This is a genomic window from Pseudomonas sp. W2Aug9 (genome assembly GCF_023127755.1).
In the GTDB taxonomy this organism is placed as follows: Bacteria; Pseudomonadota; Gammaproteobacteria; order Pseudomonadales; family Pseudomonadaceae; genus Aquipseudomonas; species Aquipseudomonas synxantha_A.
Genome location: NZ_SPKL01000035.1, coordinates 384726 through 410218, shown reverse-complemented (window position 1 = coordinate 410218; position 25493 = coordinate 384726). Strand labels below are relative to the sequence as shown.

The following is a 25493-nucleotide window of genomic DNA, read 5'->3' as shown; positions in this document are numbered from 1 at the left end:
CTTAAAAGTGCCTAAATATAAAGGGTTGTAAGGCTTATTGAGTTTCTGGTGGACTTTAATTTGGCGGACTCCTTCACCGCCAAATTCGATGTAAACAAAACCCCTGGTTTCGAGAGAAACCAGGGGTTTTGTGATTTCTAGGGTTTGAAAAGTCCAGCTTTATCAGATCACGCGCTTGGCATATCCATTCGCCTTCCTATGACGTCCAGCAAATCGCAGCCGTCGCGCAAAGAGATGGAACAAAGCAACGCAAAATCACTGAGTACAACCGCATCACTACTGATCTCACTGCGTAGTGCGAGGTTCTCAAGGACTTGTGTAACGGCACGAACTCGATAGGTCGCAGCGTCGAGGAGTATTTCCAATGGCACGGTGGTATCGACAAAAAGGGCAGGTGTGGCGCTGTCGTTGCTGGTGAGGGCTATGTATTGGTTCATGTGTAACTCCACAAGACAAATATAAAAACAATGAGCTCTTTTCACGCTAAACCGCCAAAAATGGCAGCCGTATGAAAATAACGTCGTCTACGTTCCGTCTTGTTTTCGAGTCGCCAAACCCGGCCGCCGTATGGGCGACCGGGTGACTATAGACATTGCGATTTTGAAACGGGAGCCCCACATTTCTGCTAGAAGGGCTTGTTGTGCTCGGCACAGGCGCCGAGAAGAAAGCCTTGAAAGCTGCCCTGCTTTGGGCAAAAGCTCATATCGCTGATCTTAAGCGGGTATGGGATGAACAAAACCGGAGGGACTGACATATGACCAGCAAGCTTCGTATTTCTGCTGTGCAACCAGTTGCCGGCAAGCATGCCTTAGAGATCGAATGGAGCAACGGTAAGCGACACACTGTTGACCTCACCGATCTTATAAATACTTTTCCTGTCCTCACACCACTCTTGGATTTGGCGCTATTCAGCCAAGTGGAAGTTGGTGAGTGGGGCTTTGATGTGACATGGGGTAATAACCTAGAACTGTCCGCTGTCACGTTGCACCGTCTGGCGTTGGAGCAATCTGGTGAGGTCATGCTGACCCAGGATTTCAGAAAGTGGATGCTCAGTAACAATTTATCCCTTTCCGCAGCTGCTGTTGAACTGGGCTTTTCTCGTAGGACTATCACCGCGTACAGCAGTGGTGCTGCGCTTATTCCCAAGCATGTCGGGTTGGCATGTAGGGGGTGGGAGTATGAGCATAAAGGTTACACGGGCCACCACGCTTAAACGGGCCTGTTCTCCACCAGGGCGGCCAATAGAGCCGCCCTGATACATCCGCACCGCGCTCAATGCCTATGCCGATGATGCACATCCGGAAAATGCGCATGGCTGTGCTTCATCACCGCATGCACATGCACATGGCTATGAGGCTGCGCCGGATCCCACTCAAACCCATGCTCATGCTGATGATGCTCATCATGCACATGCCAATGCCCATGTTCCGTTGCCTCATGCACATGCTCATGGGCATGGCGCTCCGTCAGGTGAAGCCACACGCCCGCGGCCATCAGCGCCGAAGCAATCCAGAACGCCACGGTCACCGACTCGCCAAATACCAGCAGCGCCACTGCGGCACCGAGGAAGGGTGCCGTGGAGAAATAAGCCCCGGTGCGCGCACTGCCCAGCCCACGTAGCGCCAGCACGAACATCACCAGGCTGATGCCATAGCCGAGGAACCCCACCACCAGGATCGGCGCCAATTGCGCCACCCCCGGAATCTGCGCCCCGAGGTAAAGCGCCAAACTGCAATTCACCAGCCCCGCAATCAAACCTTTGGCACCTGCGATAAAGAGCGCGTCAGACGCCGACACCTTGCGCGTCAGGTTGTTATCTATCCCCCAGCACAAACACGCCAGCGCAATGGCGAGCGGCCCGGTCCAGTCCTGGCTGCCGCCGCCGGCGCCCGTCCATGACAACACCACGCCGCCCAGCACAATGGCGACCATGCCGAGCACGATGCGCCGATCTGCGTTTTCTCTGAATACGACCCAGGCGATCACGGCGGTGAGCACTGATTCGAGGTTGAGCATCAAGGAGGCGGTGGCGCCGGCGGTGCGAATCAGGCCGAACATGAGGGCGACGGGGCCGAGGATGCCGCCGAAGGCTATGGCGCCGAGCAGCCAGGGCCATTGCGATGGGGTCAGCCCGGTAGGTTCCCAGCCGCGATCACGGATCAGACGTACGCCGGCAAGGCCAATGCCGCTGCCCAGGTAAAGCAGGCCGGCCAGCAATATAGGCGAGAGGCCCAGGCCGAGGCTTTTGGCGAGCGGAGTGCTGGCGCCGAACAGGGCGGCGGCCACGAGGGCGTAAATGATGCTGATGTTCATGGGCCATCCTCGAAGGTCAGGCCCATGATACGTCGCTTGCCGGGGTCAGCGCCCTGGCAGTTTCATACTTTATTGCGCGGTTTTCAGCTTGATCACATCACCGGAAATCTTGGTGGTGTAGCCGTTCAATACCCAGGCCCAGAACCACTTTTCTTGCACTTGGGTGTTGATCAGCGCGTCGCCGCCTTTGGCTTTGATGGCTGCATCCTGAGCGCGTACGAAGCGGTTGTTCTGGCCGATTGGGATGACGCCCAACAGCATGATGCCGGTGGCGCTGGCTTCGCTGTGGCCGAGGACGGTGTATTGGCTGGCGTCGTATTGCTGGGTTTTCATGGCGGTGCCGGTGCAACCTGCCAGGGTGAAACCAAGAACCGCTGCTGCAACTGCTTTACTGACGTATTTCACTTGAAACTCCATGGACTCAACCTCGAGATTCAATTCCCGAGGGGGCGACACTTTAAGCGCTCGGTTGGCAGATTGAAAACAATCTGCCCAGGTTTCATGCTCAGGCTTGTGCGTGCGCCCAGGCGATCAAGCTCGGGTCTGAAGGTTATGCGCTTCTGCGTGTTAGCAAACTCCGGATCAACCGCCCATACACCACGGCGTTGATCAATATCACCACCGCCCCCAGCAGCAGTTGAATATTCGCCGTCAGCCCGGCGGGGTAGATCAGCGTCAGGATGTAGTGCTCGATAAACCCACCGCCATAACCGTCTTGCCCGGCCAGGTGACGAAACAGGTTTTCCCAGCGGGTGAGGGGGCAGGGCAGGTGCAGCACCTCTACCGCGATCCCCCAGGCCACGGCGGGCAAGTGCAGCCACATTACCCTGGGCCATTTCAGGGCGAGCAGGCCACCGAACAGTACGAACAGGATAAAGGTCAGGTGAAACAGCACGAGGCCGTCGGCGACGAGTCGGTAGAGCATTGTGGGCACTTCGAAAGGAGGGGCAAACAGTCTAAAGGGTTGCTCGCCGGCAAGGGTGGCCGTTATTGTGCTGAATCCATTTAGTCCTTGCCCCAAGGTTGTATCGTGATGAATGCACCGCGTACCGCTGTCCCGATCAAAGCCGTGATTTTCGATATGGACGGGTTGTTGCTGGATACCGAAGGCATCTACACCGAAGTCACGCAGATCATCGCCGAGCGCTATGGCCGTACCTATGACTGGGGTATCAAGCAGCACATCATCGGGCGAGGCGCTCAGGATCTGGCCGATTACGTGGTCAAGGCGCTGGATTTGCCGATCACGCCCGCGCAGTTTCTGGAAATTCGCGAGCCGTTGATGAGCGAGCGCTTTCCCAAGGCCCTGGGTATGCCGGGCGCTGAAGCGTTGGTGCGGCATCTGAAGGCGCACAATATCCCGATTGCGGTGGGCACCAGTTCATCGCGTAACTCGTTTGGCCACAAGACCACCTTGCACCGCGAATGGTTTGGCCTGTTCGACACCATCGTCACTGCCGACGACCCGGAAGTCGGTGCGGCCAAGCCGGCGCCGGATATCTTCCTCACGGCTGCGCGCCGTCTGGGTGTGGCGCCTGAGGATTGCCTGGTGTTCGAAGATTCGCCGTTCGGCGTGACTGCGGCGAAGGCTGCCAACATGACCGCCATCGCCGTGCCCGATGAGGCCATGGCGGACAGCAAGTACCAACATGCTGACCAGATTATTCGCAAGCTCGCCGACTTTGATTTGGCCGCCTACGGCTTGCCCCCCATGGCCTGACCCCGCGCGGTCAAAAATGTGGGAGCTGGCTTGCCTGCGAAAGCGGTAGTGCAGTGACAGATGTGGCACTGACACACCGCCTTCGCGGGCAAGCCCGCTCCCACATTTGGTTTGCGGTTTTGCAAAATCAGGCGCTGAAACCACCATCGATGGTCAGGCTGGCGCCCGTGATATACCCGGCTTCCGGCCCGGCCAGATACGCCACAAAGCTGGCAATCTCCTCCACGTGCCCATACCTGCCCACCGCCATCAACCCGATCAAGCTTTCGGCAAACTCACTGTTCGCCGGGTTAATATCGGTATCCACCGGCCCGGGCTGCACGTTGTTGATGGTGATACCCCGTGGCCCCAGATCCCGCGCCAAACCCTTGGTCAACCCCACCAGCGCCGCCTTGCTCATGGCATAAGGCCCGCCACCACCGAAGGGCATACGCTCGGCGTTGGTGCTCCCGATATTGATTACGCGGCCACCTTCGCCCATGTGCCTGGCGGCTTCCTGGGTGGCGATAAATACGCTGCGCACGTTGATTGCCAGGGTCTGGTCGAAGTCCTCCAGCTTGAAGTCTTCCAGCGGCGCGATGGCCAGCACGCCTGCGTTGTTCACCAGGATATCCAGGCGCCCAAACGCATCGACCGTGGCGTTGACGGCATTGCGAATTGCCGTGGCATCGGCGCTGTCGGCTTGAATCGCCAGGGCTTTGCCGCCTTCGCTGATCACGTCGTGCTGCAACGCTTGGGCCTTGGCGGCCGAACTGACGTAGGTAAAGGCGACTGCAGCACCCTGCGCGGCGAGGCGCTTGACGATGGCGGCGCCGATGCCGCGGGAACCGCCTTGAATCAGGGCGACTTTGCCGGTGAGGTTTTGTGTGGTCATGTCGATCTCCAAGTAGTTGATGGGCTGAGTATCGACCTGCCTCCGGTACGCCGGTAGACCGTGATTGCTATAGTCTGTGTAAACCAAAAGTTTAGAGTGGCCGATATGGAGAGCTTTGGTAGTATCGAATGCTTTGTGCGCAGCGCCGAGGGTGGCAGCTTTGCCGAGGCGGCCCGGCACCTGAGCCTGACGCCCGCAGCCGTGGGCAAAAGTGTCGCCAAACTGGAAGCGCGCCTGGGTGTGCGGCTGTTTCAGCGCAGCACTCGGCGGCTTACGTTGACTGAAGCCGGCAAGTTATTCCTGGAAGAGGTCAGCGCCAGCCTCACCACTATCCAGAATGCTGTGGCCAACCTGGCCAGCGCCGAAGGGCGACCGGTGGGCACGCTCAAGGTCAGCATGGGCACGGTGGTCGGCTGTTTGTATATCGTGCCGCTGCTGGGGGAGTTTCTGAAACGCTACCCCGATATCAGCCCGGATTGGCATTTCGACAATCGCCAGGTCGATCTGATTGGCCAGGGCTTTGACGCGGCCCTTGGCGGCGGCTTTGAGTTGCCCCAAGGCGTGGTGGCACGCAAGCTGACGCCGGCTCACCGCGTGCTGGTGGCATCGCCTGACTATTTGGCGGCACGCCCAGCGGTGTTGCAGCCAGAAGACCTGGAGCACTGCGACGGCATCCTGATTCGCTCACCGCAAACCGGGCGAGTGCGCTCCTGGCAACTGACTCATCGCAATGGCGAGCACGGCCCGCTGAGTCTCAAACCGCGCATGACCATGAGCGACTCGCAGGCCGCCTGCATCTGCGCCGAACAGGGCTTGGGCGTTGCGCTGGTGAGCATGCCGTTTGCCGTACCCTGGCTGGCGAGCGGCAAGTTGCTGCGGGTATTGCCGGACTGGTATGTGAACGACGGCAATATTTGCATCTACTACGCCGAACATAAACTGCTGCCAGGCAAGACTCGGGCGTTTGTGGATTTCATCATCGAGCAGTTTGCCGAGCAGCAGTTAGGCCAAAGATTCAGTGCCATCTAACACCTTGTAGTGATCAAAATGTGGGAGGGGGCTTGCTCCCGATTGCGGTGGGCCAGCTATAGATAAGCTGGCTGATACACCGCTATCGGGAGCAAGCCCCCTCCCACATTTGATCTTCAGTGGCCGAACTTACCGGGCCAACCTATGACTTTCTTAGGCCTGGGTGCCGCATACGTCCTGACTTTGGACGTCGACAACCCCAACCTCACCAACGACTCGGCAACCATCACCGCCGCCGTCACCCCGTCCACCACCGGCACTCCGGTGCGTTTGCGAATCTGCTCATCCAGCCCGGCCATGCCGCCGCAGCCCAGGCAGATCACCTCGGCCTTGTCGTCGCGAATGGCCAGTTCCGCCTGGTGCACGATGGCTTCCATGGCGCCCAGCGGGTCTTCTTCCAGCTCCAGCACTGCCATGCCGCTGGCGCGCACCGAAGCGCAACGCTGGTAGAGGCCGGCGAGTTTCAGCCGGTCTTCAATCAGCGGCACAGTGCGGTCCAGGGTCGTCACCACCGAGTAGGCGTGCCCCAGGAACATCGCGATGCTGGCTGCCGCCTCGGTGATATCCACCACCGGCACATTGAGCAGCTCCTGCAGGCCTTCACGGCCATGTTCGCCATAGCCGGCCTGGATCACCGCATCAAAGGGCTGGTCGTAGGCCATTACCCGATCCATCACGGCGATGGCTGCCAGATAGCTTTCAAAATTGCCTTCCACCGATTCTGCGCCGAAGTACGGGGTGAGCCCGACAATCTCGGTGCCCGGTGAAGCCACGGCCCGTGCTTGCTGGGCAATGGTGTCGGTGATGGATTCGGTGGTGTTGACGTTGACCACGAGGATACGCATGGAGAGTCCTTGTTTAATGACTGACGTTATCGACGGCAATGCTTTCGCCGCTGACATCGGCGTAGTGCGGCTGACGCTTGGCGATCAGCAGGTACAGCAACCCTGCGATGCCGGCGCCGAACAGCCAGGAGAACGGTGAAACGCTGGCAAACCCTGGCAACAGCGCCAGCAGGATGGCGATCACCGCCGCAGGAATAAACGCCGCCACGGCGCGCATATTCACCCCCCGGCTGTAGTAATAAACGCCATTGGGGTCTTCGCTATACAGCTGCGGCACGTCCACCTGGCTTTTACGGATCAGCCAGTAATCGACCATGATCACCCCGTACAACGGCCCCAGCAGCGCGCCCAGGCCAGAAAGGAAGTACACAATCACCAGCGGGCTGTTGTAGAGATTCCACGGCAGTATCAGCACCGCCACGAAGGCGCTGATCAACCCGGCGCGGCGAAAGTTCAGGTACTTGGGCGCCAGGTTGCTCAGCACAAAGGCCGGGGCGACGAAGTTGGCCATGATGTTCACCGCCACGGTGACGATCAGGAAGGCCAGGCAACCGAGCACCAGGAAGAAGGTATTGGGGATTGCCGCGATGATTTCGGTCGGGCTCTCGATCACTCGGCCATTGAGCTGGAACTGGCCGCCGCACAGCAGCACGGTAATGGCGGCGAACACCAGGATATTCACCGGCAGGCCCCAGAAATTGCCGACCTGGATGGTCTTGCGGCAGGGCGAAGAGCGGGCGAAGTCGCAAAAGTTGAGGATCAAGGTGCCGTAGATCGCCAGCCACAGCGCGCCACCGGCAAAGATATTGCGCCACATCTCGCCGCCGCTCAGCGGTTCACGGATCGACCAGGCGATATGCCCGCCCGCCTGGAAGTACATCCAGCCGGCCAACGCAGCCACCGTAAGCAAAATCACCGGCCCGGCGAAGCCTTCATAGCGGCGTACCATTTCCATGCCATAGGCGAGGATCACCAACTGCACCAGCCAGATCGCGACAAAACACGCCCAGCCCAGGCTCGACAGGCCCAGGATCGAGTTGTGGTCATAGTCGGCAAAGCCCGGATGAATCGCCGTCAGCAATACACGGAAAACCACCGACGCCAGGTACGTCTGGATACCAAACCAGGCAATCGCAATCACCGCCCGGATCAATGCTGGAATCTGCGCCCCGTGGATACCGAAACTGATGCGGCTGATCACGGGAAACGGCACACCGGTCTTCTGTCCCATGTACCCCGACAAGTTCATGAAGAAGTACACCAGCGCCGCGCCGATCCCCAGGGACAGCAATATTTGCCAGCCGCCCAAGCCCAATGCATATAAGCCGATGGCAAACGAATAGTTGGCGATGTTGTGCACGTCATTGGTCCACAGCGCAAAGATGCTATAGCGCCCCCAGCGTCGGCCCTCGATTTTGGTGGGGGCCAGGTCCTTGTTGTGCAGGCGCGGGCTGAGGACCAGGGGGCCGGGGCTTGCAGCCTCGGGGTGGAGGGTGGAGGAGGGCAGATCCAGCGCGATATTGCTCGAAAGACTTGTACGCATTCCGGCAGGCTCCAGCGCATCGGCAGCAAAGCGGCGGATGGCAAAGTGTATGTAGGTTTTGTATTGATTGTATACAAAGCGTACTTTTCACTAAGCCACATGCGTGCCAGTTTTCGTTATATGAAAAACGGGGATAATTTCTTTTTTATAGTATTTTTAAATAAACTACTGAATTGAAAGCAATATAAATTGACCGTTTGAACAGGTATTTATTTTTGATTGGGAGTAGCGTGATTCGGGGGTGTGGGGACTAGCAGAGATGAATGTTACGTTTTGGTGCGCTCGAATATGAGTTGCACACAAAAATGGCACCGATGGTTACAAGGTTGTGTACATTTTATGCTGCGCACAAAACAAAATGTGGGAGGGGGCTTGCTCCCGATAGCGGTATATCAGTCAGAAAATCTGCAACTGACCCACCGCTATCGGGAGCAAGCCCCCTCCCACATTTTTACCTCACCAGTTTGCCAGGCCTCAGGCCTTGCTGATGATATTCCCCGCATGCAGCCCGCATTCCTTCTGCGTGGCTTCTTCCCACCACCAGCGACCTTCGCGCTCATGCTGGTTCGGCAATACCGGGCGGGTGCAGGGCTCGCAGCCGATGCTGATAAAGCCGCGCTCATGCAGGCTGTTGTAAGGCAACTCCAACATGCGGATGTAACCCCACACCTCTTCGCTGGTCATCTGCGCCAGCGGGTTGAACTTGTACAGGGTACGTTCGGGGGTGGAGAAAGCCGTGTCGATTTCCAGCGCAGCCACCTGGCTGCGGGTGCCGGGGCTCTGGTCGCGGCGCTGGCCGGTGGCCCAGGCACTTACACTTGCGAGCTTGCGGCGCAGCGGTTCGATCTTGCGGATGCCGCAGCATTCGCCATGGCCGTCCTTATAGAAGCTGAACAGGCCCTTTTCCTTGACGAAGGGTTCCAGCTTGCTCTGGTCCGGCGAGATCAGTTCGATGTCGATCTTGTAGAACTCGCGCACCTGCTCGATAAACCGGTAGGTTTCCGGGTGCAGACGGCCAGTGTCGAGGCTGAATACCTTGACGTTCTTGTTCAGCTTCCAGGCCATGTCCACCAGCACCACATCCTCGGCACCGCTGAAGGAAATCCACAGGTCATCGCCGAACTGGCTGAACGCCAGCTTGAGAATATCCTGTGCAGACTTGTTGGCATAAGTCGCGGCGAGTTCAGCGACGTCGAAGGCTTGGTTCATCAGGACGGTTCCTACAGGTCAGTGGCGCTGAGCGCTCTATAGGCGGCGATGGTATCAAAATCTGCCGTGCGTTGCGGCGGCGTGCTTGAGTCGCTAGAGTTCGGCAGTCCTTTTGCCCGCTCAACTAATAAATCCAATGGAGTGTCTTGTGGAAATTGCCTGTCTTGACCTGGAAGGGGTGCTGGTTCCGGAAATCTGGATCGCCTTCGCCGAAAAAACCGGTATTGAATCCCTGCGCGCCACCACACGCGACATTCCCGACTATGACGTGCTGATGCAGCAGCGCCTGCGCATCCTCGACGAGCACGGGCTCAAACTGGCCGATATCCAGGCGGTGATTGCTACGCTCAAACCGTTGGACGGGGCCGTCGAGTTCGTCAACTGGCTGCGCGAACGCTTCCAGGTGGTGATCCTGTCCGACACCTTCTACGAATTCTCCCAACCGCTGATGCGCCAGCTGGGTTTCCCGACCTTGCTGTGCCACCGCTTGATCACTGATGAAAATGATCGGGTGGTAAGCTACCAGTTGCGCCAGAAAGACCCCAAGCGCCAGTCGGTATTGGCGTTCAAAAGCCTCTACTACCGCGTGATCGCTGCCGGTGATTCGTACAACGACACCACCATGCTGGGGGAAGCGGACCGTGGGATTCTGTTCCATGCGCCGGAGAATGTGATTCGCGAATTCCCGCAGTTCCCGGCGGTGCATACGTTTGAAGACTTGAAGAAAGAGTTTATCAAGGCGTCGAATCGGCAGTTGAGCCTGTAAGTTATGCGACGCGACTGATTGCCCCATCGCAGGCAAGCCAGCTCCCACCTTTGATCGCGGCGCGGTCGAAGGTGGGAGGGGGCTTGCCCCGATAGGGCCGGTACAGGCCCTACAAACTTTCCAAAGTCTGTAACAACACCCGCACCTTCGTCAGCGACTCCTGATACTCAGCCTGCCACTGCGAATCCGCCACAATTCCACCGCCACCCCAGCAACACACCTGCCCGTCCTTGACCAGCAAACTGCGGATGGCAATGGAGCTGTCCATCTCGCCGCGCACGTCCAGGTAGACCAGCGAGCCGCAATACAACCCGCGGCGGGTGGGCTCTAGCTCGTCGATGATCTGCATCGCGCGGATCTTCGGCGCGCCGGTGATGGAGCCGCCGGGGAAGCTGCCGGCGATCAGGTCGAGGGCGTCTTTGTCGTCGGCCAGTACACCGGTGACACTGCTCACCAGGTGGTGCACGTTGGGGTAGCTTTCCAGGCTGAACAGCTCTGGCACTTTCACTGAGCCGATGCGGCAATTGCGACCGAGATCGTTGCGCAGCAAGTCGACGATCATCAGGTTTTCTGCGCGGTCCTTGGGGCTGGCGAGCAACTCGGCGGCGTTGGCGGCATCTTCTGCAGGTGTTACGCCGCGAGGGCGGGTGCCCTTGATCGGGCGGGTCTCGACCTGGCGTTCGCTGATGCGCACAAAGCGTTCCGGTGACAGGCTCAGTACCGCACCGTCATCGGGCAAGCTCTGGAACCCGGAAAACGGCGTGGGGCAGGCTTCGCGCAGGGCGCAATAGGCTGCCCAGGGATCCCCCATGCAGGGTGCGCGAAAGCGCTGGGCAAAGTTGACCTGATAGCAGTCGCCGGCCTGGATGTAATCCTGGATACGCGCGATGGCTTGGCGGTAGGCCTCTGCGGTGAGGTCTGGTGCCATCGGGCCCTGGAGTTTGAACGTCGCAGAGGTGTCGACAGTCCCGTGGCTGAACAGCGCGATCAACCGTTGTCGTTCGCTATCGGCCAGCGTGGGATGAAACACCAGTTGGCTGCTCCGGGCCTGGTGGTCGCTGATCAGCGACCAGGCGTACAGCCCGAAGCGCGCGTCCGGCAGGTGCAGGTCATCCACCGCCAGGTGCGGCATGTCCTCAAGGTGCCGGCCGAAGTCGTAGCTCAGGTAGCCGATCAAGCCTCCGGCGAACGGCAACTGTAAATCGGCGGGGATTGCGGCTTCACCCAATCGTGTGAGGTTTTTCCGCAAGCGTTGCAGAAAATCACTGCCACTTTCGTCCGGCCCTACCGTCAATGTCGCTTCGGGCCAGGCACTGAGCAGGTCATACCGGCCGCGATCAGCCGTCGGCCGGCCGCTGTCGAGCAGTACCGCGCCTGGAGCATGGCGAATCGCCGCAAAATACTCGGCGGGGTTGGCCCGGTAGGGCAATGGATGTACGGAGCAGGTCAACATGCGGGGTTGGATCAGCCAATGGCGCGGGGGAGGGGGATTGTAGTCCCCTGTAGGATTTGCTCCTAGAGGGGATGTCGGGGATAGACAGTTTGAAGACCGGATCAACCTTCTACGGGCGGTATATGCCCGAACATCTCCTGCACGAACTTCACCCGCTCTTGCGGGGTTTCCGTCACGCCGGCAGCTTTGAGTTCCTCCAGTCGCGCCTCCACCGCATGGGTGCGCAAGGTCAGCCCGCAGTCATTGGCGATCTGGATATTCAGCCCCGGCCGTGCATTCAATTCAAGGATCAGCGGGCCTTTTTCCTGGTCCAGTACCATGTCCACGCCGATATAGCCCAGTCCGCACAGCTCGTAGCAGCCAGCCGCAAGCCGCATGAAACCGTCCCAGTTGGGCAGTTGCACGCCATCGACCGCATTGGTGGTGTCAGGGTGCTTGGTGATGATGTTGTTCAGCCAGGTACCGCGTAGGGTCAGGCCGGTGGCAAGGTCGACGCCTACGCCGATCGCGCCCTGGTGCAGGTTGGCCTTGCCGCCGGATTGGCGGGTCGGCAGGCGCAGCATGGCCATCACCGGGTAGCCCATCAGCACGATGATGCGGATATCCGGCACGCCCTCGTAGCTGATGCTTTTGAAGATCTGGTCGGGCACCACACGGTACTCGATCAGTGCGCGGTCGCGGTGGCCGCCCAGGGAATACAGGCCGGTGAGGATGCTGGAAATCTGGTGTTCGATTTCTTCGTGGCTGATGATCTTGCCGGACACCGTGCGATAGCGCCCTTCAAAACGGTCTGCCACCACCAGGATGCCGTCGCCGCCGGCACCCTGGGCGGGCTTGATCACGAAATCGCTGCGCCCACCGATGATCTCGTCGAGCTTGTCGATTTCCTTCTCGGTGGAGATCACCCCGTACATTTCCGGCACATGGATACCGGCGGCCAGCGCCCGTTCCTTGGTGATGATCTTGTCATCCACAATCGGGTACAGGCTGCGTTTGTTGTACTTGAGCACGTAGTCGGCGTTACGCCGATTGATGCCCATGATCCCGCGCGCTTCCAGGGCCTTCCAGGTTTTCCAGAAGCCAAACATCAGGAGTCAGCCTTCAGGAATGCCTTGAAACGCACCAGCTCGGTGAGGCGATAGCCGCGATAACGACCCATGGCCAGCATGAAGCCCACCAGAATCAGCAGGATCGCCGGGAAGGTGAACACGAAGTAAACCAGCTCCGGAACGCTCATGATGAGGTGGGCCAACGAGGCGGCGAACAGGGTGCCAATCGCCACTTTCAGTGCATGGTTGGCGCCGCGTTCTTCCCAGGTAATCGACAGGCGTTCGATGGTCATGGTCAGGATCACCATCGGGAACAGCGCCACCGACAAGCCACGCTCCAGCCCCAGCTTATGGCTGAACAGGCTGATGGCGGCGATCAGCACCACCACGAAGGTCAGCACCACCGACAGCCTCGGCAGCATCTGCAGTTTCAAGTGTTCCAGATACGACCTGAGCGACAGCCCCAGTGCCGTGATAATCGTGAATAGCACAATGCCGAAGCCCAGTTGCGTCTCGCGGAACGCCAGGGCGATCAGCACCGGCGTGAAGGTGCCCAGGGTCTGCAGGCCGATCAGGTTGCGCAGGATCAGAATCACCAGCACGCCAATCGGGATCATCACCATGATCATGAAGGTCTGCTGGGTTTGCAGCGGCAGGCCGTACAGCGAGTATTCGAGGAAGTTGGCGTCGGTGTTTTCGTCGGTCAGCTTGGCCAGGCGAATCGCGTTCATTTCGCTGTTGTTGAGGCTGAAGGTCACCATGGCCTTCTTGCCGCCATCGACCGTGATCAGGTTTTCATCGCCGGTCCACCACAGCAGGCGGTCGGCGGGCAGGCCCTGTTCACCGGTCTCCGGGTTGAAGTACAGCCAGTCGTTGCCGTTGAAGCTGCGCAGCCACAGTTCCGGGGTTTGCGGCTGGTCGGCCACCAGGCGGATGGTGTGGACTTTCTCCACCGGCACATGGGCGATGGACAGCAGCAGCTCGACGATCCTGGCCTTGTGCGGCGTCGACGGGTCGCCGGCCAGCAGTAGCTTCACGTTGTCGTCGTTGAGGTTGTTGGTGCGCTTGATGGCTTCGCTGATGAAAGTCTCGACGTCGGCCGAGTGCTGGCGGATCGGCGCCAGCAAGGCTTCGGCGGCGATTTTTTCCGGGCCTTCCACGGCGATGCTGTCGCGGAAGGTCGGGCCCTTGATCTTGACCTTTTCGCCGCTGTAACGCTTGGTCAGCACCAGGCGGTAATACAGGGTCTGGTTGCCCTTGGCCCGGCGCGCTGACCAGGTGACCTTGCGGTTGCCGTCGATGCGGTTGACGCTGACTCCGTAGTTGTTGGAGATAAAGCTTTCATTAAGGCTGACGAAGTCGCGGCTCAGTGGCGGCACGAACATCTGGATCTTGACCGGGTCCTTGGGGTTGGCGACGAACTCGACCTTGGCGTCGATGTTCCACAAGTCGTCGGTGGCATCCTCGGTCACGGGAATCCCCAGCACGAAAATCTGATAGGCGGTGACCGAAATGCCGAGCACCACCAGGAAGGTGATCAGGATTTTCAGGTGCAGGGTCAGAGAGCGCATTCGGTTTACTCGGCGGTATGAGCGTCGGCGACGCAGGCGGGTTTGCCTGCTGCATATTTAAGACTGGGGTCGACCAGCGCATCAAAGCGTTTCAGCGCTTCGGAGCCGATCAGCAGCGGGTATTGGAAGCTGCTGCGGTCAGTCAAGTTCACTTCGATGCTGCGTAAAGCAGTGCCCATGCAGATATCCAGGGCAACCACCGGACGGGCGGTGTAGTTCTTGTCCTCATCGGGGTCGTAGTCGCCGGCGCGGCGCTTGATCTTGCTGACGCGGGCCAGGGGCAGTTCGATGGGGTGGGAGTGGGCGGTGTCGATGGCCAGGTAGAAGCGTACCCAGGTTTCGCCGTTGCGCTTGAAGCGCTTGATATCGCGGGCGCTCAACGAGGCGGTCTTGGCGCCGGTGTCGAGCTTGGCCGCGACCTCCAGGTCGATACCGTCCAGCTTGGCGTATTCATTGAGGCCATACACCGTTTTCTCGGCGGTGAAGCCAAGGCTGGGCAGCAACAGTAGGCAAACAAACAGGGGGAAGGGCTTGAGTCTCATAAATCCTGAGGCGGTGCCGTGCGATGTTCAATTCAAGGCGACTGGCATTGCTGCGCAAACTCCCTCGTGCGCCGTTTCATCCAGAGATGTCAGGCAAATACGCCGGGCATTCTAACATGATGCTTTTTTGGCGCCAGCGCTGGCAGGCGGCCATGCCTTGGATGGGTTATTCAGGCGTATTAGACGATTGTCGACAATGTGTATTTATTCTTTGACTGTTAAGGGGTAATTAGCTAGTTTTTGCGGCATTGCTTTTAAAGGTGTCGACAATATGCTGGGTCAGGCGGAAATTCCGATAGCGGCGTCAGACGATTCCCAAACCATGTCCGAGAACGTTTTTCGGCGTATCCAGGCCGCCATCGTCAAAGGTGAAATCGCCCCCGGCAGCAAGATTTCCGAGCCGGAACTGGCGCGTACCTACGGCATCAGCCGCGGCCCGCTGCGCGAGGCGATCCACCGCCTGGAAGGCCAGCGCCTGCTGGTGCGCGTGCCCCACGTCGGCGCACGGGTTGTGTCGTTGAGTCATGCCGAGCTGATCGAACTCTATGAGATCCGCGAGTCCCTGGAAGGCATGGCCTGCCGCCTCGCTGCCGAGCGCATGACCGACGCAGAAATCGAAGAGCTGCGCCAGGTATTGCACACCCATGAGCGCGATGCCGCGTTCCAGGCCGGTGTTGGCTACTACCAGCAGGAAGGCGACTTCGACTTTCATTACCGGATCATCCAGGGCGCCGGTAACCGCACCCTGACCCAAATGCTCTGCGGCGAGCTGTACCAACTGGTGCGCATGTACCGCATCCAGTTTTCCGCCACCCCCAATCGTCCACGCCAGGCCTTTGCCGAACACCACCGCATTCTCGACGCGATTGCCGATCGCGATGGTGAATTGGCCGAACTGTTGATGCGCCGGCATATCGGCGCCTCCAAACGCAACATCGCCCGTCACTTCCCGGACGGTGCTCCTTCATCACGAGGTGAGTCATGAGTTCCCATAACAACAGCACTCCCGGCCAGCGTTTCCGTGACGCAGTCGCCAGCGAACAGCCTTTGCAAGTTGTTGGTGCAATCAATGCCAACCACGCGTTGTTGGCCAAGCGCGCCGGCTTCAAGGCTATTTACCTGTCGGGTGGCGGTGTCGCCGCCGGCTCGCTCGGCGTGCCGGACCTGGGTATTACCGGGTTGGATGACGTACTCACCGACGTGCGCCGCATTACCGACGTCTGCGACCTGCCGCTGCTGGTGGACGTGGACACCGGTTTCGGCTCCTCGGCGTTCAATGTGGCGCGCACCGTCAAGTCGATGATCAAGTTCGGCGCCGCCGCCATCCATATCGAAGACCAGGTCGGCGCCAAGCGCTGCGGGCATCGCCCCAATAAAGAGATCGTGTCGCAGCAGGAAATGGTCGACCGCATCAAGGCTGCCGTGGATGCGCGTACCGATGACAGCTTCGTGATCATGGCGCGCACCGACGCCCTGGCGGTCGAGGGCCTGGAGTCTGCCCTTGAACGTGCCGCCGCGTGTATCGAAGCCGGTGCCGACATGGTCTTCCCGGAAGCCATCACCGAGCTCGAGATGTACAAGCTGTTCGCTTCCCGCGTAAAGGCGCCGATCCTGGCTAACATTACCGAGTTCGGCGCGACGCCGCTGTACACCACCGAACAGTTGAAATCTGCGGATGTTTCCATTGTGCTGTACCCGCTCTCGGCCTTCCGTGCCATGAACAAGGCCGCCGAGAACGTCTACACCGCGATCCGTCGCGACGGCACCCAACAGAACGTGATCGACACCATGCAAACGCGCATGGAGCTCTACGATCGCATCGACTACCACACCTTCGAGCAGAAGCTCGACGCGCTGTTTGCCGCAAAAAAATAATGCGGTGCGCCTCCCTAATAAATTCAAGATTGGAGAACGAACATGGCTGAAGCAAAAGTATTGAGTGGCGCCGGCCTGCGTGGCCAGGTTGCCGGGCAGACCGCACTGTCGACCGTGGGCCAGGCCGGTGCCGGCTTGACCTATCGTGGCTACGATGTGCGTGAACTGGCCGCCGATGCGCAGTTTGAAGAAGTCGCCTACCTGTTGCTGTACGGCGAGTTGCCGACCAAGACCGAACTGGCCGCCTACAGCGCCAAGCTGAGCAAACTGCGTGACTTGCCCCAGGCATTGAAAGAAGTGCTCGAACGCATCCCCGCCGACGCCCACCCGATGGACGTGATGCGCACCGGTTGCTCGTTTTTGGGCAATATCGAGCCGGAAAAAGATTTCAGCGTACAGCGCGATGTCACTGACCGCCTGCTTGCCGCATTCCCGGCGATCATGTGCTACTGGTACCGCTTCAGCCACGACGGCAAGCGCATCGACTGCGTGACCGACGAGCCGAGTATCGGCGGCCACTTCCTGCACCTGCTGCACGGCAAGAAACCCAGCGAGCTGCACGTCAAAGTCATGAATGTGTCGCTGATTCTCTACGCCGAGCACGAATTCAACGCCTCGACCTTCACTGCCCGGGTGTGCGCCTCGACCCTGTCCGACCTGTATTCCTGCGTCACCGCCGCCATCGGTTCCCTGCGCGGCCCGCTACACGGCGGGGCCAACGAAGCGGCGATGGAAATGATCGAGCGCTTTTCCTCGGCCGAAGAAGCGGTCGAAGGCACCCTTGGCATGTTGGCGCGCAAGGACAAGATCATGGGCTTCGGCCACGCGATCTATAAAGACAGCGACCCGCGTAATGAAGTGATCAAGGGCTGGTCGAAAAAACTCGCTGATGAAGTGGGCGACACGGTGTTGTTCCCGGTGTCTGAAGCCATCGACAAGACCATGTGGGAGCAGAAAAAGCTGTTCCCCAACGCCGACTTCTACCATGCCTCGGCTTACCACTTCATGGGCATCCCGACCAAATTGTTCACACCGATCTTCGTGTGCTCGCGCCTGACTGGCTGGGCCGCGCACGTGTTCGAACAGCGCGCCAACAACCGCATCATCCGTCCAAGCGCCGAGTACATCGGCGTTGAGCAGCGCAAGTTCGTGCCAATCGAACGTCGCTGAATGGGATGGGCTGTGTTCGCTGGCTAATGTGCTTTTTTGTGGGAGCTGGCTTGCCTGCGATGGCATCACCTTGGTGTACCTGTCACACCGCAGTGATGCAATCGCAGGCAAGCCAGCTCCCACAGGAAACAAAGCCAGTGTCGACAGTTCACCTTTCGAACTTACCGTGACCGAGTCCTGACGATGAACACTGAATTTCGCAAACCGCTCCCCGGCAGCCGCCTGGATTTCTTCGACGCCCGTGCGGCTGTCGAAGCAATCACCCCCGGCGCCTACGCCACCTTGCCTTACACCTCGCGCGTGCTTGCCGAAAACCTGGTGCGCCGTTGCGACCCGGCCACCCTCAACGCATCCCTGAGCCAACTGATCGAGCGCAAACGTGATCTCGATTTCCCCTGGTTCCCGGCGCGCGTGGTGTGCCATGACATCCTCGGCCAGACCGCCCTGGTGGACCTCGCTGGTCTGCGCGATGCCATCGCCCTGCAAGGCGGCGACCCGGCGCAGGTCAACCCGGTGGTGCCGACCCAACTGATCGTCGACCACTCCCTGGCTGTCGAGGCTGGCGGCTTTGACCCACAGGCGTTCGAGAAAAACCGCGCCATTGAAGACCGTCGCAATGAAGACCGCTTCCACTTTATCGAGTGGACCAAAAAAGCCTTCAAGAACGTCGATGTCATCCCGCCGGGCAACGGCATCATGCACCAGATCAACCTGGAGAAAATGTCGCCGGTGATTCAGGTCCGTGACGGCGTAGCCTTCCCGGATACCTGCGTCGGTACTGACAGTCATACTCCCCACGTCGATGCCCTGGGCGTGATCGCCATTGGCGTCGGCGGCCTGGAGGCCGAGAGCGTGATGCTCGGCCGTGCGTCGTGGATGCGCCTGCCGGAAAGCGTCGGCGTGGAATTGACCGGCAAGCTGCAACCGGGCATCACCGCCACCGATATGGTGCTGGCACTCACCGAGTTCCTGCGCCAGCAGAAAGTGGTCGGCGCCTGGCTGGAGTTCTTCGGCGAAGGGGCTAGTGCACTGACCCTGGGCGACCGTGCGACCATCTCCAACATGGCTCCTGAATACGGCGCCACCGCAGCGATGTTCTATATCGATCAGCAGACCATCGCCTACCTCAAACTCACTGGCCGAGAAGACGAACAAGTCGCCCTGGTCGAACAGTACGCACGCCACACCGGTCTGTGGGCCGATGACCTCAAGGGGGCTCAGTACGAGCGTGGCCTGACCTTCGACCTGTCCAGCGTCGTGCGCAACATGGCCGGGCCCAGCAACCCACACGCCCGTGTTGCCACCCGCGACCTGGCGTCCAAAGGCATCAGCGGCCAATGGGACGAAGTGCCAGGGCAAATGCCCGACGGGGCGGTGATCATTGCGGCCATCACCAGTTGCACCAATACCAGTAACCCGCGCAACGTCATCGCCGCGGGGCTTCTGGCACGTAACGCCAACAAGCTTGGCTTGGCCCGCAAGCCGTGGGTCAAGTCGTCGCTGGCGCCGGGCTCGAAAACCGTGGCCATGTACCTGGAAGAGGCCGGTCTGGGCCGTGAGCTGGAAAAACTCGGTTTCGGCGTAGTGGCCTTTGCCTGCACCACCTGCAACGGCATGTCCGGCGCGCTCGACCCGGTGATCCAGCAGGAAATCATCGACCGCGACCTGTACGCCACCGCCGTGTTGTCGGGCAACCGCAACTTCGACGGGCGCATTCACCCTTACGCCAAGCAAGCCTTCCTGGCTTCGCCGCCGCTGGTGGTGGCCTATGCGATTGCCGGCACCATCCGTTTCGATATCGAGAAGGACGTGCTCGGCCTGGATGCCGACGGCAAGGAAATTCGCCTGCAGGATATCTGGCCGAGCGACGAAGAGATCGACGCGGTGGTCAAGGCATCGGTCAAGCCCGAGCAGTTCCGTGCGGTGTACATCCCCATGTTCGCGATTCACGAAGACACCGGCCCCAAAGTCACCCCGCTGTATGACTGGCGCCCGCAGAGCACCTACATCCGTCGCCCGCCGTACTGGGAAGGCGCGCTGGCCGGCGCGCGGCCGCTCAAGGGTATGCGCCCGCTGGCGGTGCTGCCGGACAACATCACCACCGACCACCTGTCGCCGTCCAACGCGATCATGCCGGGCAGTGCTGCCGGGGAATACCTGGCGAAGATGGGCTTGCCGGAAGTCGACTTCAACTCCTACGCGACCCATCGCGGTGACCATCTGACGGCGCAGCGCGCCACCTTCGCCAACCCGAAACTGTTCAACGAAATGGTGCAGGAAAACGGCAAGGTCAAGCAGGGCTCGCTGGCGCGAATCGAGCCGGAAGGCAAGGTTACGCGGATGTGGGAAGCGATTGAAACCTACATGGAGCGCAAGCAACCGCTGATCATCATCGCCGGTGCCGACTACGGCCAGGGCTCGTCCCGCGACTGGGCCGCCAAGGGCGTGCGCCTGGCCGGTGTGGAAGCGATTGCCGCCGAAGGCTTCGAGCGCATTCACCGCACCAACCTGGTGGGCATGGGCGTGTTGCCGCTGGAATTCCTGCCGGGCACCGACCGCCACACCCTCAAGATCGACGGCAGTGAAACCTATGACGTGATCGGCGAGCGCACCCCGCGCGCGCAACTGACCCTGGTGATCAACCGCAGGAATGGCGAACGTGTCGAGGTGCCGGTGACGTGCCGCCTGGATACCGCCGAAGAAGTGTCGATCTACGAGGCGGGCGGCGTGTTGCAACGTTTTGCCCAGGATTTCCTGGAATCGGCGGCCACCGCCTGAAGAGGACTACCATGGCACACGTAGCGCAAATCAAGATCCCAGCCACCTACATGCGTGGCGGCACCAGCAAGGGCGTGTTCTTCAGCCTCAAGGACCTGCCCGAAGTCGCGCAGGTGCCGGGGGCGGCCCGCGATGCCTTGTTGCTGCGGGTCATCGGCAGTCCCGACCCTTACGACAAGCAGATCGACGGCATGGGCGGTGCCACTTCAAGTACCAGCAAAACCGTGATCCTGGCCAAAAGCAGCCGCGCCGATCACGACGTGGACTATCTGTTCGGCCAGGTCTCCATCGACAAGCCGTTTGTCGATTGGAGTGGCAACTGCGGCAACCTGTCGGCAGCAGTGGGCTCGTTCGCCATCAGCGCTGGCCTGGTTGATCCGGCCCGCGTGCCCGAGAACGGGGTGGCGGTGGTGCGGATATGGCAGGCCAATATTGGCAAGAGCATCATCGCCCATGTGCCGATCACCAACGGCGCGGTACAGGAAACCGGCGACTTCGAACTGGACGGTGTGACCTTCCCGGCCGCCGAAGTCCAGCTGGAATTCATCGACCCGGCGGCGGAAGAAGAGGGCGGTGGTGGTTCGATGTTCCCCACCGGCAACCTCATCGACGACCTGGAAGTACCGGGCGTCGGCACCTTCAAGGCCACGTTGATCAACGCCGGTATTCCGACCATTTTCATCAACGCCCAGGACCTCGGCTACACCGGCACCGAACTGCAGGGCGCGATCAACAGCGACCCCAAGGCCCTGGCCATGTTCGAGACGGTACGGGCCTATGGCGCGTTGCGCATGGGCCTGATCAAGCACCTGGACGAGGCCGCCCAGCGCCAGCACACACCCAAGGTCGCCTTCGTGGCCAAGCCTGCGGATTACGTGGCCTCCAGCGGCAAGGCAATCAAGGCCGGCGATGTGGATCTGCTGGTGCGTGCCCTGTCCATGGGCAAACTGCACCACGCCATGATGGGCACGGCGGCGGTAGCGATCGGCACGGCGGCGGCGATCTCCGGCACCCTGGTCAACCTGGCGGCGGGCGGCGTGGAGCGCAATGCCGTGCGCTTCGGGCATCCGTCCGGCACCTTGCGCGTCGGTGCCGAAGCCAGCCAAGTGAACGGTGAATGGGTGGTGAAGAAAGCCATCATGAGCCGCAGTGCGCGGGTGTTAATGGAAGGTTTCGTGCGCGTCCCCGGTGACGCTTTTTAGCTTTATGTGGGAGGGGGCTTGCTCCCGATAGCAGGGTGTCAGTCGCCCCATTCATTAACTGACCCACCGTCATCGGGAGCAAGCCCCCTCCCACAGGGATACAAGCAGGCAATCAGACCTGCGCAACGATTAACCCTGACCCTGAGGATGGAACAACCCAACTTTTAGGAGAACTGCCATGAGCGCCAACGTCGACCAGAACAACCGCCCCGACTACGACCAGTTTTTGCAGGACATCGCCGACTATGTCCTCAACTACCGCATCGAATCCCGGGATGCACTGGACACCGCCCGCAATTGCCTGATGGACACCCTTGGCTGTGGCCTGCTGGCCCTGCGGTTCCCCGAGTGCACCAAGCACCTGGGGCCGATAGTGGAGGGCACCGTGGTGCCGTTCGGCGCGCGCGTGCCGGGCACTTCGTTTCGCCTCGACCCGGTCAAGGCCGCCTGGGACATTGGCTGCATCGTGCGCTGGCTCGACTACAACGACACCTGGCTCGCTGCTGAATGGGGCCACCCTTCGGACAACCTCGGGGGCATTCTCGCCGTGGCCGATCACCTTTCGCAAAAACGCGTGGCCAATGGCGAGGCGCCGCTCACCGTACGTGCGGTGCTGGAAGCGATGATCATGGCCCACGAAATTCAGGGAGTGATCGCCCTGGAAAACTCTTTCAACCGCGTCGGCCTTGACCACGTGCTGCTGGTCAAAGTCGCCTCCACGGCTGTCACCGCCAAGCTGATGGGCGCCAATCGTGAACAACTGCTGTCGGCCCTGTCTCACGCTTTCGTTGATGGGCAGGCGTTGCGCACCTATCGCCATGCACCGAATGCCGGCTCGCGCAAATCCTGGGCCGCAGGCGATGCATCGAGCCGTGGTGTGCGCCTGGCGGATATCGCCCTGCGTGGCGAAATGGGCATCCCCGGTGTGTTGAGTGCGCCGCAGTGGGGGTTCTACGACGTGTTGTTCAGCCACACCAACAAGGACCTGGCGCTCAAGCCCACAGACAAGCGCGCCTTCAGCCTGCCTCAGGCCTACGGCACCTACGTGATGGAAAACGTGCTGTTCAAGATCAGTTTCCCGGCGGAGTTCCACGCGCAAACCGCCTGCGAGGCGGCGGTGACCTTGCACCCGCAGGTCAAGCATCGTCTGCATGAAATCGAACGTATCGTGATCACCACCCATGAGTCGGCGATTCGGATTATTTCCAAGGTTGGCCAATTGGCCAACGCTGCCGATCGCGACCACTGCCTGCAATACATGACCGCCGTGCCCTTGGTGTTCGGCAATCTGGTGGCCGAGCACTACGAAGATGATTTCCACGCGGCCCACCCGATCATCGACGAGCTGCGCGACAAGATGGTCATCGTTGAAGACCCACGCTATAGCCGCGAATACCTGGAGGCGGACAAGCGTTCCATTGCCAATGCGGTGCAGGTGTTCTTTATGGATGGCACCTGCACTGAGCAGGTAGCGGTGGAATACCCGATTGGCCATCGCCGCCGTCGGGTGGACGGTATCCCATTGCTGGAAGACAAGTTCAAAGCCAACCTGGCGACGCGGTTCACTGCGCAGCGCAGCGCCGAGATTGTTGCGTTGTGCAAGGATCAGGCACGGCTTGAGGCGACGGCTGTGAACCGTTTCATGGATCTGTTGGTGATCTAAAAAACAACGCGGCCAATGTGGGAGGGGGGTTGCTCCCGATAGCTGGGTGTCAGTCAACAGATTCATTGACTGGTCCACCCCTATCGGGAGCAAGCCCCCTCCCACATTTTTCCTCCATTGGGGCAACTATCGGGTCAGGCGCAAGCTTGTTCAAACCGCAGTATCACCCTGCGGTTGTGCTTGCTCTTCTTTTCAATTTTCTCGCAGAACACCCGGCCGATTTCCTCGGTGTTGAGCACATGGGTGCCGCCGCATGGCTGGATATCGATGCCGGGGATCTCAATCACCCGTACCGAGCCCGACACCACCGGTGGCGCAACCGCCTGGGTGCGGGTGATCTGTAGCAAGGTCGCGTATTCGGTGGCGGGCATCGACAGGGTCTTCACCGCGTGGGCCTGCTCGATCAGGGCGTTGAGGTCACGGGTTAGACCGTCTTTGTCCAGGGTCATTTCCGGTAGGTCGAAATCCAGTCGGCCTTTATCCGCACTGATGCTGCAACCGGTCACGGGCGCGTCGATGAGCGAGCACAACAAGTGCAGGCAGGTGTGCATTTTCATGTGCTGGTAGCGCCGCTCCCAATCCAGGCCGGCGTCTACCTGGACTCCTGCCGTCAACTGCTCGGGGCAATGGTCCACCTGATGCCAGATGATCGAGCGCAACACCGGATCGCGCACGGTACCTGTCACCTCGACCCGCGTGCCATCGGGCAGGGTGAAATGGCCGGTATCGCCCGGTTGCCCGCCGCCGGTGGGGTAGAACAGTGTGTGCTCCAGGGCGATGCCGTGTTCACTGACCGCAATAACCCGGGCGCTGAACGCGTTCTGATAGGGCGCGCTGTCGAACAGCGCCAGGGTTTCCATGGTATGCACGGACATGTTCAACCTCCAACGATCAGTGGGCTGGCTTGCAAGAGATGGCGCACCATCGCGCTCAAGCCAGGGGGAGAGAGCAGGGTGATTTCAAATTCCGGCCCGCAGACTTTCAGGTTCAGCGGCAAGCGCGGCAGTTGTTCGCCGGTATCGACACGGTGCAGGCGAAATTGCAGGTGGTGGCGCTCTTTCACCGTGGGTTCGAGCATTAACCCTTGCAGCGGATGAAAGTCGGCATCCAGCACCGTGACCTTATGACCGGCACTCACCTCACCGACGACGTGCAAGCGCTCATCCAGGGCAAAGGCGCCTAGGTAATTGCTGCGGTCCGATTCGTCGTTTTTTTGCAACTGGATCTGGTTGACTACCTTGACCTTGGTGCCTGCCGGTACGTCCTGGGTGATCACGCAGGAGGGGCTGATAAATACGTTGTCGCCGATCGACACGTAGCCCAGCACCCGGGCACCGGCGCCCACCTCGACGTTGTTGCCCAGGCGCGGGTGGCGCTTGCCGTCCGGATTGTTGGCGATGCCGCGGGCTCCCAGGGTCACGCCGCACAGGATGTAGCAGTCGTTGCCGATCACGCAGGTTTCGCCGATGACGGTGCCATAGCCATGGTCCAGTACAAAGCGCCGGCCGATACGCGCCGCCGGATGAATCTCGGCACCGGAGAGAATCTTGCCCTGGTTGCTGAGCTTGAGTGCCATGCGCGAAAACATCCCATGGCCCGGGTCGGGGAAATTCCACACCTGGTGCGCAAGACGATAGAACAGCACTGCCTTGAACGAGGCATAGGATTCCAGGATCAACTCACCGCGCCCACGCGATGCCGGATCTCGATAGGCGTAGGCGATCAGGTCCTCGGCCACTGCTTGGGCGGCGTTCTGGATCAGTGGCGCCAGGTGTGGTTCCAACTGCTTCATCTGCCCGGGCGTCAGGGTCGTGATGAGATGGGTAAGCAACTCATCGTGCAGCAGTTGCATGTCGATAAAGCCCCCCATGGAGGCACCCCCGCATTCTGG

24 protein-coding genes are annotated in these 25493 nt (G+C 60.2%); 10 read left to right on the top strand and 14 right to left on the bottom strand.

Features of this window, described 5'->3' with window-relative positions; genetic code table 11:
* Nucleotides 1–167: 167 nt before the first annotated feature.
* Entirely contained in the window at nucleotides 168–437 is a 270-nt protein-coding gene (locus E3O56_RS22580) for a short-chain dehydrogenase (RefSeq protein WP_148852832.1), read from the bottom strand.
* A gap of 317 nt (nucleotides 438–754) precedes the next feature.
* On the opposite strand from E3O56_RS22580, the gene E3O56_RS22575 reads away from it, so the two are divergent.
* On the top strand, nucleotides 755–1213 hold the full coding sequence (locus tag E3O56_RS22575) for a DUF2442 domain-containing protein (RefSeq protein ID WP_223018085.1): 459 nt from the start codon (nucleotides 755–757) through the stop codon (nucleotides 1211–1213).
* A 59-nt stretch (nucleotides 1214–1272) separates the two neighbouring features.
* On the opposite strand, the gene E3O56_RS22570 is transcribed toward E3O56_RS22575, so the two are convergent.
* From E3O56_RS22570 to E3O56_RS22560, 3 genes are all read right to left on the bottom strand, one after another.
* A complete protein-coding gene (locus tag E3O56_RS22570; RefSeq protein ID WP_248129003.1) occupies nucleotides 1273–2313 on the bottom strand; it encodes a DMT family transporter in 1041 nt (346 codons plus the stop codon).
* Nucleotides 2314–2382: 69 nt separating this feature from the next.
* Nucleotides 2383–2718 carry a hypothetical protein gene (locus E3O56_RS22565; RefSeq protein WP_032881258.1) on the bottom strand — a complete coding sequence of 112 codons (336 nt, stop codon included), beginning with the start codon at nucleotides 2716–2718 and terminating at the stop codon, nucleotides 2383–2385.
* Nucleotides 2719–2863: 145 nt separating this feature from the next.
* Nucleotides 2864–3238, bottom strand: a complete 375-nt coding sequence (locus E3O56_RS22560; protein ID WP_248129002.1) for a DUF2784 domain-containing protein — start codon at nucleotides 3236–3238, stop codon at nucleotides 2864–2866.
* A gap of 108 nt (nucleotides 3239–3346) precedes the next feature.
* On the opposite strand from E3O56_RS22560, the gene E3O56_RS22555 reads away from it, so the two are divergent.
* Nucleotides 3347–4033: an HAD-IA family hydrolase gene (locus E3O56_RS22555; RefSeq protein WP_103733612.1), complete on the top strand. Its 687-nt coding sequence runs from the start codon at nucleotides 3347–3349 to the stop codon at nucleotides 4031–4033.
* Between the two features lie 127 nt (nucleotides 4034–4160).
* Here the strand turns inward: E3O56_RS22555 and E3O56_RS22550 are convergent, their stop codons facing one another.
* Nucleotides 4161–4907, bottom strand: coding sequence for a 3-oxoacyl-ACP reductase family protein (locus E3O56_RS22550; protein WP_248129001.1), 747 nt, complete (start codon nucleotides 4905–4907; stop codon nucleotides 4161–4163).
* Nucleotides 4908–5012: 105 nt separating this feature from the next.
* Between E3O56_RS22550 and E3O56_RS22545 the strand changes: the two genes are divergently transcribed.
* Complete coding sequence (locus E3O56_RS22545; protein WP_032879902.1) at nucleotides 5013–5936, top strand: LysR family transcriptional regulator; 924 nt, start codon at nucleotides 5013–5015, stop codon at nucleotides 5934–5936.
* A 116-nt stretch (nucleotides 5937–6052) separates the two neighbouring features.
* Here the strand turns inward: E3O56_RS22545 and E3O56_RS22540 are convergent, their stop codons facing one another.
* From E3O56_RS22540 to E3O56_RS22530, 3 genes are all read right to left on the bottom strand, one after another.
* The gene (locus tag E3O56_RS22540) at nucleotides 6053–6781 is read right to left on the bottom strand and encodes an aspartate/glutamate racemase family protein (protein WP_228308845.1); all 729 of its coding nucleotides are present in this window, start codon (nucleotides 6779–6781) and stop codon (nucleotides 6053–6055) included.
* A 13-nt stretch (nucleotides 6782–6794) separates the two neighbouring features.
* Nucleotides 6795–8324, bottom strand: a complete 1530-nt coding sequence (locus tag E3O56_RS22535) for an NCS1 family nucleobase:cation symporter-1 (protein WP_078822065.1) — start codon at nucleotides 8322–8324, stop codon at nucleotides 6795–6797.
* A gap of 474 nt (nucleotides 8325–8798) precedes the next feature.
* The gene (locus E3O56_RS22530) at nucleotides 8799–9533 is read right to left on the bottom strand and encodes a phosphoadenylyl-sulfate reductase (protein WP_032879905.1); all 735 of its coding nucleotides are present in this window, start codon (nucleotides 9531–9533) and stop codon (nucleotides 8799–8801) included.
* Nucleotides 9534–9681: 148 nt separating this feature from the next.
* Between E3O56_RS22530 and thrH the strand changes: the two genes are divergently transcribed.
* The gene (gene thrH, locus E3O56_RS22525; protein WP_005790415.1) at nucleotides 9682–10299 is read left to right on the top strand and encodes a bifunctional phosphoserine phosphatase/homoserine phosphotransferase ThrH; all 618 of its coding nucleotides are present in this window, start codon (nucleotides 9682–9684) and stop codon (nucleotides 10297–10299) included.
* Between the two features lie 109 nt (nucleotides 10300–10408).
* Here thrH and pabB read toward each other — a convergent pair whose 3' ends face one another.
* The 4 genes from pabB to E3O56_RS22505 all read right to left on the bottom strand — a co-directional run bounded on the left by pabB (nucleotide 10409) and on the right by E3O56_RS22505 (nucleotide 14914).
* Nucleotides 10409–11752 carry an aminodeoxychorismate synthase component I gene (pabB, locus tag E3O56_RS22520; protein WP_248129000.1) on the bottom strand — a complete coding sequence of 448 codons (1344 nt, stop codon included), beginning with the start codon at nucleotides 11750–11752 and terminating at the stop codon, nucleotides 10409–10411.
* Between the two features lie 101 nt (nucleotides 11753–11853).
* On the bottom strand, nucleotides 11854–12840 hold the full coding sequence (locus E3O56_RS22515) for an alpha-L-glutamate ligase-like protein (RefSeq protein ID WP_248128999.1): 987 nt from the start codon (nucleotides 12838–12840) through the stop codon (nucleotides 11854–11856).
* On the bottom strand, nucleotides 12840–14372 hold the full coding sequence (locus tag E3O56_RS22510; protein ID WP_032879907.1) for an inactive transglutaminase family protein: 1533 nt from the start codon (nucleotides 14370–14372) through the stop codon (nucleotides 12840–12842). Before E3O56_RS22510 ends, E3O56_RS22515 begins: the two co-directional genes overlap by 1 nt.
* A gap of 5 nt (nucleotides 14373–14377) precedes the next feature.
* Nucleotides 14378–14914 (bottom strand): ATP-dependent zinc protease, encoded by a 537-nt coding sequence (locus E3O56_RS22505; protein ID WP_032879908.1) that lies wholly within the window; start codon nucleotides 14912–14914, stop codon nucleotides 14378–14380.
* Between the two features lie 271 nt (nucleotides 14915–15185).
* Here E3O56_RS22505 and E3O56_RS22500 point away from each other — a divergent pair, with 271 nt between their 5' ends.
* The 6 genes from E3O56_RS22500 (at nucleotide 15186) to prpD (ending at nucleotide 23602) form a co-directional block, all read left to right on the top strand.
* Nucleotides 15186–15899 (top strand): GntR family transcriptional regulator, encoded by a 714-nt coding sequence (locus E3O56_RS22500; RefSeq protein ID WP_032879909.1) that lies wholly within the window; start codon nucleotides 15186–15188, stop codon nucleotides 15897–15899.
* Nucleotides 15896–16789 (top strand): methylisocitrate lyase, encoded by an 894-nt coding sequence (prpB, locus tag E3O56_RS22495; protein ID WP_032879910.1) that lies wholly within the window; start codon nucleotides 15896–15898, stop codon nucleotides 16787–16789. Before E3O56_RS22500 ends, prpB begins: the two co-directional genes overlap by 4 nt.
* Nucleotides 16790–16831: 42 nt before the next feature.
* Entirely contained in the window at nucleotides 16832–17959 is a 1128-nt protein-coding gene (gene prpC, locus E3O56_RS22490; protein WP_005790404.1) for a 2-methylcitrate synthase, read from the top strand.
* Nucleotides 17960–18142: 183 nt separating this feature from the next.
* Complete coding sequence (acnD, locus tag E3O56_RS22485; protein WP_228308843.1) at nucleotides 18143–20737, top strand: Fe/S-dependent 2-methylisocitrate dehydratase AcnD; 2595 nt, start codon at nucleotides 18143–18145, stop codon at nucleotides 20735–20737.
* Between the two features lie 11 nt (nucleotides 20738–20748).
* Nucleotides 20749–21939 (top strand): 2-methylaconitate cis-trans isomerase PrpF, encoded by a 1191-nt coding sequence (gene prpF / locus E3O56_RS22480; protein ID WP_032879912.1) that lies wholly within the window; start codon nucleotides 20749–20751, stop codon nucleotides 21937–21939.
* Nucleotides 21940–22117: 178 nt separating this feature from the next.
* Nucleotides 22118–23602 carry a 2-methylcitrate dehydratase gene (gene prpD, locus E3O56_RS22475; RefSeq protein ID WP_216091960.1) on the top strand — a complete coding sequence of 495 codons (1485 nt, stop codon included), beginning with the start codon at nucleotides 22118–22120 and terminating at the stop codon, nucleotides 23600–23602.
* 134 nt (nucleotides 23603–23736) lie between these two features.
* Here the strand turns inward: prpD and E3O56_RS22470 are convergent, their stop codons facing one another.
* Both E3O56_RS22470 and E3O56_RS22465 read right to left on the bottom strand, forming a co-directional pair.
* Nucleotides 23737–24477, bottom strand: a complete 741-nt coding sequence (locus E3O56_RS22470) for an alanyl-tRNA editing protein (RefSeq protein ID WP_148852814.1) — start codon at nucleotides 24475–24477, stop codon at nucleotides 23737–23739.
* 2 nt (nucleotides 24478–24479) lie between these two features.
* The gene (locus tag E3O56_RS22465; protein ID WP_005790394.1) at nucleotides 24480–25472 is read right to left on the bottom strand and encodes a serine O-acetyltransferase; all 993 of its coding nucleotides are present in this window, start codon (nucleotides 25470–25472) and stop codon (nucleotides 24480–24482) included.
* Between the last annotated feature and the right edge of the window lie 21 nt (nucleotides 25473–25493).